8 protein-coding genes and 1 pseudogene are annotated in these 7540 nt (G+C 71.2%); 2 read left to right on the top strand and 7 right to left on the bottom strand.

Features of this window, described 5'->3' with window-relative positions:
• Positions 1-349 (top strand): annotated as a pseudogene (locus QM634_RS16150) (DUF1298 domain-containing protein); the annotation flags it as partial.
• Here the strand turns inward: QM634_RS16150 and QM634_RS16155 are convergent.
• The 5 genes from QM634_RS16155 to QM634_RS16175 all read right to left on the bottom strand — a co-directional run bounded on the left by QM634_RS16155 (position 327) and on the right by QM634_RS16175 (position 5537).
• Positions 327-1763, bottom strand: a complete 1437-nt coding sequence (locus QM634_RS16155) for a hypothetical protein (RefSeq protein ID WP_415043792.1) — start codon at positions 1761-1763, stop codon at positions 327-329. The pseudogene QM634_RS16150 and the gene QM634_RS16155 sit on opposite strands and share 23 nt — an antisense overlap.
• A complete protein-coding gene (locus QM634_RS16160; RefSeq protein WP_415043793.1) occupies positions 1763-2638 on the bottom strand; it encodes a hypothetical protein in 876 nt (291 codons plus the stop codon). The genes QM634_RS16155 and QM634_RS16160 overlap by 1 nt, the downstream gene beginning before the upstream one ends.
• Before the next feature lie 45 nt (positions 2639-2683).
• Positions 2684-4369 (bottom strand): MFS transporter, encoded by a 1686-nt coding sequence (locus QM634_RS16165; RefSeq protein ID WP_415043798.1) that lies wholly within the window; start codon positions 4367-4369, stop codon positions 2684-2686.
• Positions 4370-4476: 107 nt separating this feature from the next.
• The gene (locus QM634_RS16170) at positions 4477-4953 is read right to left on the bottom strand and encodes a MarR family winged helix-turn-helix transcriptional regulator (RefSeq protein ID WP_415043794.1); all 477 of its coding nucleotides are present in this window, start codon (positions 4951-4953) and stop codon (positions 4477-4479) included.
• Positions 4950-5537 carry an HhH-GPD-type base excision DNA repair protein gene (locus tag QM634_RS16175; RefSeq protein ID WP_415043795.1) on the bottom strand — a complete coding sequence of 196 codons (588 nt, stop codon included), beginning with the start codon at positions 5535-5537 and terminating at the stop codon, positions 4950-4952. Before QM634_RS16175 ends, QM634_RS16170 begins: the two co-directional genes overlap by 4 nt.
• Positions 5538-5569: 32 nt before the next feature.
• Here QM634_RS16175 and QM634_RS16180 point away from each other — a divergent pair, with 32 nt between their 5' ends.
• Positions 5570-6091, top strand: a complete 522-nt coding sequence (locus QM634_RS16180; RefSeq protein WP_415043796.1) for a hypothetical protein — start codon at positions 5570-5572, stop codon at positions 6089-6091.
• Here the strand turns inward: QM634_RS16180 and QM634_RS16185 are convergent.
• Positions 6088-6741, bottom strand: coding sequence for a lysoplasmalogenase family protein (locus QM634_RS16185; protein WP_415043799.1), 654 nt, complete (start codon positions 6739-6741; stop codon positions 6088-6090). The genes QM634_RS16180 and QM634_RS16185 overlap by 4 nt on opposite strands.
• Positions 6734-7540, bottom strand: an 807-nt coding sequence (locus tag QM634_RS16190) for a hypothetical protein (RefSeq protein ID WP_415043797.1), incomplete at its 5' end; no start/stop codon positions are given. The genes QM634_RS16190 and QM634_RS16185, both read right to left, overlap by 8 nt.

Consider the following 7540-nt stretch of genomic DNA (forward strand, 5'->3'; position numbering starts at 1 on the left):
CGCGCGGCCGGCGCGCGTCGCGGCCCGTCGCGCCGAGGACCGGACGCCGGCACCGCTGATGCACTGGGCGACGACCGGATTCGACGATCCCGCGCCGCCCGCCGCGGTGACCGGGCACACCGTCGTGTCGTCGGTCAACCGCGGCGCGGCGAATCTCGCCCTGGCCGGCGGCGGCATCCGGTTCACCGCCGGGTTTCCCGCCCTCTCGACGGCCCACGCGCTGACCCACGGGGTCCACGGGATCGGCCGGTCGGTGACGGTGTCGGTTCTGGCGGACCCCGACGTCCTCGACGTCGACGACTACCTGACGGCGCTGCGGGCGGCGGTCAGGGGCGGTCGACCGCGATGATCGCGGCGGCCTGGTCGTAGGCGTCCTGCGCCATCGCTGCCCACTGGTCGTCGGGCTCCACCGAGAAGATCGTCGCCATCCGTGCGGTGTGCATGATCTGCGCGAGGCCGGTCTGGGCGTGGGGTCCCGACGACAGGGTCGATTCGACCGCCGCGGCGTGCGCCCAGGCGCGGCGCCAGGGCATCGACCGCGGCGTGGTGTCGACCAGGTCGCGGAGGGAGGCGAGGATCTCCTCGTCGGTGGCCGACGGGTCGGGCGTGAGTACTTCGAGGAGCAGGGCGAACAGGGCGATGACGCCGAGTGCCGCGAGGTAGACCAGCGCGTAGCGCACCGGTGTGCCGTGCCAGCCGAGCATCGGGATCGACGACGTTGCGAGGATGGAGAAGCCGACGGTGATCAACGGGTGGCCGAGGTAGGCGACCTGGATCAGCATGGCCACCAGGCCGACCGCCAGCGAGATCTCCCGCGAGTGCTCCAGGCCGGAGATCGCCCAGCTGAACACCACCACGACACCCGCACCGATCAGTGCGCTCGTGAGGCGCTGGATGACCGCGGTGCGCGTGCGCTGCCGGGTCGGCTGCAGCAGGGCCAGGGTGGTGACCAGCATGGCGAGCGTCAGCGGCATGCCCGGGTGCAGGAGGATGACGGTCAACGCCGCGGCCAGCACGACGACGAGGCGGATGCCCTGTCGCAGTTCCACGCTCTTCATGTCCACCAGCCCGCGCACGATCGCCCCGGCGCCGTGGAGCCGTAGCCGCCGGCCGACGGTGATCCGGGCCCCCCGTCGGGCGGAGGGGTCGACGACGCGCGCCGGGATCGTGCCCAGCACGAGTCCGTTCATGAACACGAGGCCGAGGTCGGGCGGCGGGTCCAGGGCGTCGTCGAGGGCGCGGTCGCCCTTGCGGAAACTGATCACGACCGCCAGCAGGGCGGCGAGCACCGTGGCAACCACGACGGAAAGGAGGAGTTCCTGGACGTCCCAGGTCAGCTTGCCGGTGGCGTCGCGGTGCGAGGCGGCGGTCCCGGCGGTGTAGATCATCGCCATCGCCGTCGAATTGCCCCACGCGCCGAACCGCGGGCCCATCACCCCGGCCATCGTCGTGAAGAGGATGACCGCACAGACGAAGGGGATCGCCAGCCACTTGTTGATCAGCAGCGCGGGCAGACTGGCGAGGAGGATGAGGGTGCCGCTCAGCAGCGTGAGCGTGACGTCGAGCCGCACCAGCACGTGCGATCCGGTGACGGTCAGCATGACCGTCAGCACGGCGCAGAGCACCGCGGTCTGCTTGAGGCCGAGGGCCGTGGTGAAGGCCAGGATCACCGCGACGAGCAGGACCAGTGCCACGGCCATGAGCATGCGGCGCGACACCGAGACCACCGCCCCGCGTGCGAGGTGGCGCAGATTGTCGGGCACTACTCGTCGTAGGCGGTGGCGGCCGGCGGGATCGCCGGCTGCTTGCCGCGGGTGAGGCGCTTGGGCAGGCGCCCGGCCAGCCCGCCGAGCGGGGCGACCGATTCGTTGAGCAGCTCGACCGTCTCGCGCAGGTCCGCGACGGCCTCCTTCATCGCGAGCAGACTCGGGGTGAGCTCGTTCATGTTCTCGGCCAGTTCGGCGACTCGGTCGAGCGGCCCGCCGGGGGCGATCGTGCGCTCCACCGCGCCGTCCTCGCCGAGCAGCTGGTCGAGCAGGCCGTCCTCGTCGGCGAGGCGGTCGATGATGCCACCGGGCTCGGCGACCTTGTCGAGCACGCCCCCGGGGGCAGTGAGCTTGTCGACGATGCCGCCCTCGGAGGTGAGGCGGTCCAGTAGACCCTCGTTGTCGGTGATCTGGTCGACGACTCCCCCCTCGCGGGTCAGTCGGTCCAGGGGGCCGCCCTTGGCCGTCAACCGCATGAGGATGCCGTTCTCGTCGGTGGCCTGGTCGAGGAAACCACCGGTGGCGGTGAGCTTCTCCAGGATGCCGTGCGAGTCGGTGAGCCGGTCGACGACGCCGCCGCGCTGCAGCAGGCGGTCGACGGGTCCGCCGGGCGCGAGCGCGCGGCCGATCGGCCGGTCCGGCCCGAGGAGTTCGGCGACGTGGCTGAGGATCTCCAACGGGGACCGGGTGTCCGAGAGCAGGTCGCCGCGGATGCCGAGCGCGTGGTTGACCTCGTTCTGCACGCCTTCGGCGGTGACCCGCGCGACCGAGACCGCCGACTCGACGGCACCGAGCGCGACACCGGTGATGGCGAAGCCCAGGCGGATCGGCAGGCCGATCACCATTTGCGGGCTCAGGGAGTTGTCCGACATGGGCCCAGCTTAGGGCACCCGATGTCGGGCACCACCGCTAATCGGCTACGACGTGGCGCCGCGACGCGGCTTGTCGAGGCCGAGCTCGGCCTCCACGACCTCCACGGACTCCTCCGGGGCGAGCCCGGCCATCGCCTCGGCCGCCTGCTGCTGCTGTTCCTCGAGCGGCGTCATCGTCTTGAGGCGGACCTCCTTGATGAACAGGATCGCGATCAGTGCCAGCGCAGCCATCACCGCGGCGATAAGGAAGATGGTCGGCACACCGTCGCCGAAGGCGTTGCGCTGGACCTCCTCGCAGTCGGCGGGCAGCCCACCGGCGATCCCGGCCTTCAGGTGCGCACCGCACTCCTGGACGCGGGCGAGGGCACCGGCGCGGCCCACCGAGGGGGCGAGGGTGGCCCCCATCGCCTGCAGCCCGGACAACGTGAGGTCCTTGACGTGGGTGGCCAGCACGGCGCCGAGCACCGAGACGCCCGCCGCGCCGCCGAGCGACCGGAAGAAGGTGACCGTCGAGGTGGCCACGCCCAGGTTCTCCGCCGGCACCGAGTTCTGCACCGGCAGGACCAGGTTCTGCATGGTCATGCCCATGCCCGCGCCGAGGAGGAACAGGAAGGTGCCGACCAGCAGCATGTTGGTGTGCCCCTTGATGGTCGACAACAGGGCGAAACCGGCCGTCATCAGCACGCCACCGGTGACCAGGAAGATCTTCCAGCGGCCGAAGCGGGTGATGAGACTGCCCGACACCGTCGAGAAGATCAGCGAGCCGCCGACCATGGGCAGGGTCAACAGGCCGGCCACGGTGGGCGAGTAGCCGCGGCCCAGCTGGAAGTACTGGCCGAGGAACACCGCCGAGCCGAACAGTGCGACGCCGACGGCGACGCTGGCCAGGGTGGCGAGCGTGGTCGTGCGGTCGCGGAACAGGCGCAGCGGGATGATCGGGTCGCTCACCTTGAGGAAGCCCGGCAACAATCGGTTGAGGACCTTGCCCTCGGCGAGCACGGCCAGCACCAACAGGACGGCACCGAGCCCCGCGAGCGCGTAGGAACGGCCCGAGGCCCACGGGAAGGACTTGCCGGCCAGCGTCACCCAGATCAGCAGCACGACCACGCCGCCGCCGATGAGCACGGCGCCCAGGTAGTCGATGCTGACGTTCTCCTTGCGGATCGTCGGCACGTTCAGGGTCCGCTGGATGACGACGAGCGCGATGAGGGCCAGCGGCACGCAGACGTAGAAGGTCCAGCGCCAGCCCAGCCAGCTGGTGTCGGTGATCACGCCGCCGAGCAGCGGGCCGCCCACCGTCGCGATCGACATCACCGCGGCGATCGGGCCTTGGTAACGGCCGCGCTCGCGCGGGGAGAACATCGACGCGATCACGATGATCACCAGTGCCTGCAACCCGCCCAGGCCCAGGCCCTGCAGGGCACGGAAACCGATGAGCATGCCGGCCGACGTCGACATGCCGGCGAGCACGGAGCCGAGGGTGAAGACCGTCAGGGCGATCTGGACCAGGAGCTTCTTGCTCATCAGGTCCGCGAACTTGCCCCAGATCGGGGTGGTCGCGGTCGACGCGAGGAGGGTCGCGGTCACGACCCACGTGTACTGGTCGGTCGTGCCGTGCAGCCCCTTGATGATCTCGGGCAGGGCTATCGACACGACGGTCGAGGAGAGGAAGGCCACGAACATGCCCAGCAGCAGGCCGACGAGGGCCTCGATCTTCTGGCGCTGGGTCATGGGGGTCAGGTCGGTGTTCGCTGGGTCGGTCACCGCGCCCACGGTAGACAACTTTCGTTGCAACTAGCAACTAAATAACGGCGGCGGCGACGTGATCTACGTCGCCCTCAGTCGTCGTCGCCGCTCAGACTGCGCTCCAGACGGCGCATCAGGTCGATCAGCGTGCGGACGTCGTCGGGGTCCCACCGGGACAACCGTTCGCGCCACTGCGGTACCGCGGTGGCGAACACCTCGCCGATCCGTCGGTGCCCGTCGGCGGTGAGTTCGACGACGCGGGCGCGGGCGTCGTCGGGGTCGGGCAGGCGCGCGACCAGCCCGAGCCGCTCGAGGACGTCGACCTGACGGGTCACCGTCGACTTCTCGATCTCCAGGCGCTGGACCAACGTCGACATCGGGATCGGTCCGCGGTGGGCGACCGCCATGAGCAGCGGGTAGCAGGACGGGTCCATGCGCGGATCGACGGCGTGGGCGCGCTCGCGCGCACGAGCACGGCCGCGCCGCCAGAACTCGGTGAGCTCGTTCTCCAGCTCGGCGATCAGATCGTCGGCGGGAAGACCCTGCTCGCCCTCGGGGATCCGGCTCACCCGCCGGCCTTGGCGGCCGCTTTGGCCGCCTTCTTGAACTCGCGGACCTGCTTGAGCGAATCGGCGTCGACGACGTCGGCCACCGAGCGGTAGCCCGTCTTCGCATAGTCGCCGGCAGCGGTCGTCCACCCCTGCGGCGTCACGCCGAGCTGCTTGGCGAGCAGCGCGAGGAAGATCTTGGCCTTCTGCTCCCCGAAGCCGGGGAGGGCGCGCAACCGCTTGAGCAGTTCGGCGCCGGTCGGCGCGTCGGACCAGATGGCGGTGGTGTCCCCGCCGTACTCGTCGACGACGACCTGCGCGAGTGCCTGGATGCGGCCGGCCATCGACCGCCCGTAGCGATGCACCGCCGGCGGGGTGGCGCACAGGTCGGCGAACTGCTCGGGGTCGGCCGCCGCGATCGCCGCGGGGTCGAGGGTGCCGAATCGCTGGGCCACCTTCAACGGGCCGGCGAAGGCGCGTTCCATGGGGAACTGCTGGTCGAGCAGCATTCCGGTGAGCAGCGCGAAGGGGTCGGAGGAGAGCAGCTCGTCGGCGGCGGGTTCCTGCGCGATGGTCAGCCGGGCGGAATTCGGCAAGTTGGCCATGACCGCAGTCTATCGACCGTTAGGGTGGTCGCATGCAAAGCGGAGTGAAGATCGCACTCGGCCTGGTCGGTTCCGGGTTGCTCGCGGGCGGCGTCATCGCCGCTCCGGCCCAGGCCGCGCCGGGCGACGACCCGTATGACGGCCCGGCCAACCGCACCTACGTCAAGTCGCTGCAGTGCCCGGTTCGCGACCCGTGGCCCGGGCCGGACCTGCACACCCGCGTCGACGTCTGGAACAACATCGCCCATCCGTCGGATGGGCTGCCGGCCCCGGCCATCGCGCTGATCGCCAGCACCTACCGGATGCAGATCACGATGACGCCGATCACGGAGTACACGATGTGGACGCGCGTGCTGTGGCGCAACGTCGACACCGGTCGCAAGGGTGTGGTGAAGGTGCGCACGCGTGCCGACCGCAACACCTGGCAGGTCGTGCTGCACCCCGGTCGTGGACGGGTGAACTTCGAGATCCGCCAATCCGTCGAGGCGATGTTCGTCGTGCCCGGCGTGAACCCGCAGACCGGCGTCTGCCGCGGGTCGGCGCAGGCGGTCTAGCGCGGCTGCAGCAGCGCGTCGACGAGCAGGTACTGCGCGCCGAAGTAGCTCCCCAACACCCATGCCTCGGCGCCGGCGCGCAGCGCGGGGGAGTGCACCAGGTGGCGCCGGTTGATGATCGCGATGTCGGAGGCCTGGAACAGCAGGCCGCCCGCCGCGGCGGTGGTGCCGTCGTCGGCGGCCATCGTCGACATCCCCGCCAACAGGGCCCCGTAGGGTCCGAGTACCGGAAGTACCGACGGCGCGTTGGCCGCGAGGACCACGGCCGGTTCGCCCATCGCCGCCATGCGCGGCGCGAAGGCCCGCAGCCGGAATCGGGCTCCCCGTCGGGCGAATGCCGCCTGATAGCAGAGCTGGGCGCCGGCGAACAGGGCGGCGCCGCGCCGCAGGAGGGCGTTCTTCGACGCCGACTCGGCGGATGCGAACTCCTCGCGCAGCATCCAGTGGTCGCCGGCCATCGAGAACCCGATCGCGCCGAGCACCAGTGCCCGGTCGAGCGGTGCGGTCCGCCGGTCGGTGGCGACCCGCGCCGCCAGGAGCGCCATCGGGATCGGTTTGGTCAGTGCGGCCAGCCGACGGTTGTGTGCCGCGCCGGCAGCGGTCGCGGCGAGGCCCGCAGCGGCGGTGGCCGCGAGCCAGCCCTTAGGAATTGATCACTCCGACCGCGGGCAGGAAGAAGCACTCGCGCCCCGCGGCGCCGGCCGTGCCGTACACGGCGGCCAGGACGGTGCCCTTGCCGGTGTCGATCGGCGTCAAGCGCACGCCCGACATCCCGGGCAGCACCTTGAGCATCGGGTTCGTGTCCGCGAGCGGGGTCAGCTCGTTGATGCCGCCGCGCATGGTGCCGGTGTTGAACCAGGCGACGCGCATGGTGCCGCGCTTGCCGGCCACCGTGGTCTCGGGCGGGATGAAGGCGAACGCGGTCTGGTTGTCCTTCACGATGTTCGGGTCGGGGACCTCGATGCCCGGCAGCGGGAACGGCAGCTTCAGCAGCGGGTTCAGCGGATTGTCCTTGCGCACCGGCCACGGCCCGGGGATGGCGGCGGCACCGGCGTTGACCAGCCCCAGCGGGTTCTCCGGGGTGGGCGCGGCGCAGAACGGGGCCACGGAGGGGCTCAGCGGCTGCACCCCGGCCTGGCGCAGGAGAGAGAGGGGGTCGGTGAGGGCGTCGACGGTCTTGACGCCGGGAACCGGGGCGCTGGCCGCGGCACCCTTGGGTGCGGCGGGGGCGAGTTGACCGGCGGTACCCATCAGGGCCTGCACGATCTCGACGAACAGCCGATCGCCACCGACCTGCTTGAGGAAGTGGACGACGGCGGCCAATTGGCTGTCGTAGGGGACCGGGCCGTTTCCGGCGCCGGGCAGCTCCCGCAGGCTCGGGGGCGTGGCCGGGGCCTGGGGGCCGTGCGGTGCCGCTGGTGCGGGCGCGTGCGGGGCCCGCGGTGCACC

Source organism: Gordonia sp. (in: high G+C Gram-positive bacteria) (assembly GCF_047606305.1).
In the GTDB taxonomy this organism is placed as follows: domain Bacteria; phylum Actinomycetota; class Actinomycetes; order Mycobacteriales; family Mycobacteriaceae; genus Gordonia.

Bases quoted from the DNA above. Each gene is read 5' to 3' on its own strand.
- QM634_RS16160 (WP_415043793.1), bottom strand. From the start codon at position 2,638: ATGTCGGACAACTCCCTGAGCCCGCAAATGGTGATCGGCCTGCCGATC.
- QM634_RS16165 (WP_415043798.1), bottom strand. From the start codon at position 4,369: ATGACCCAGCGCCAGAAGATCGAGGCCCTCGTCGGCCTGCTGCTGGGC.
- QM634_RS16175 (WP_415043795.1), bottom strand. From the start codon at position 5,537: ATGGCCAACTTGCCGAATTCCGCCCGGCTGACCATCGCGCAGGAACCC.
- QM634_RS16180 (WP_415043796.1), top strand. From the start codon at position 5,570: ATGCAAAGCGGAGTGAAGATCGCACTCGGCCTGGTCGGTTCCGGGTTG.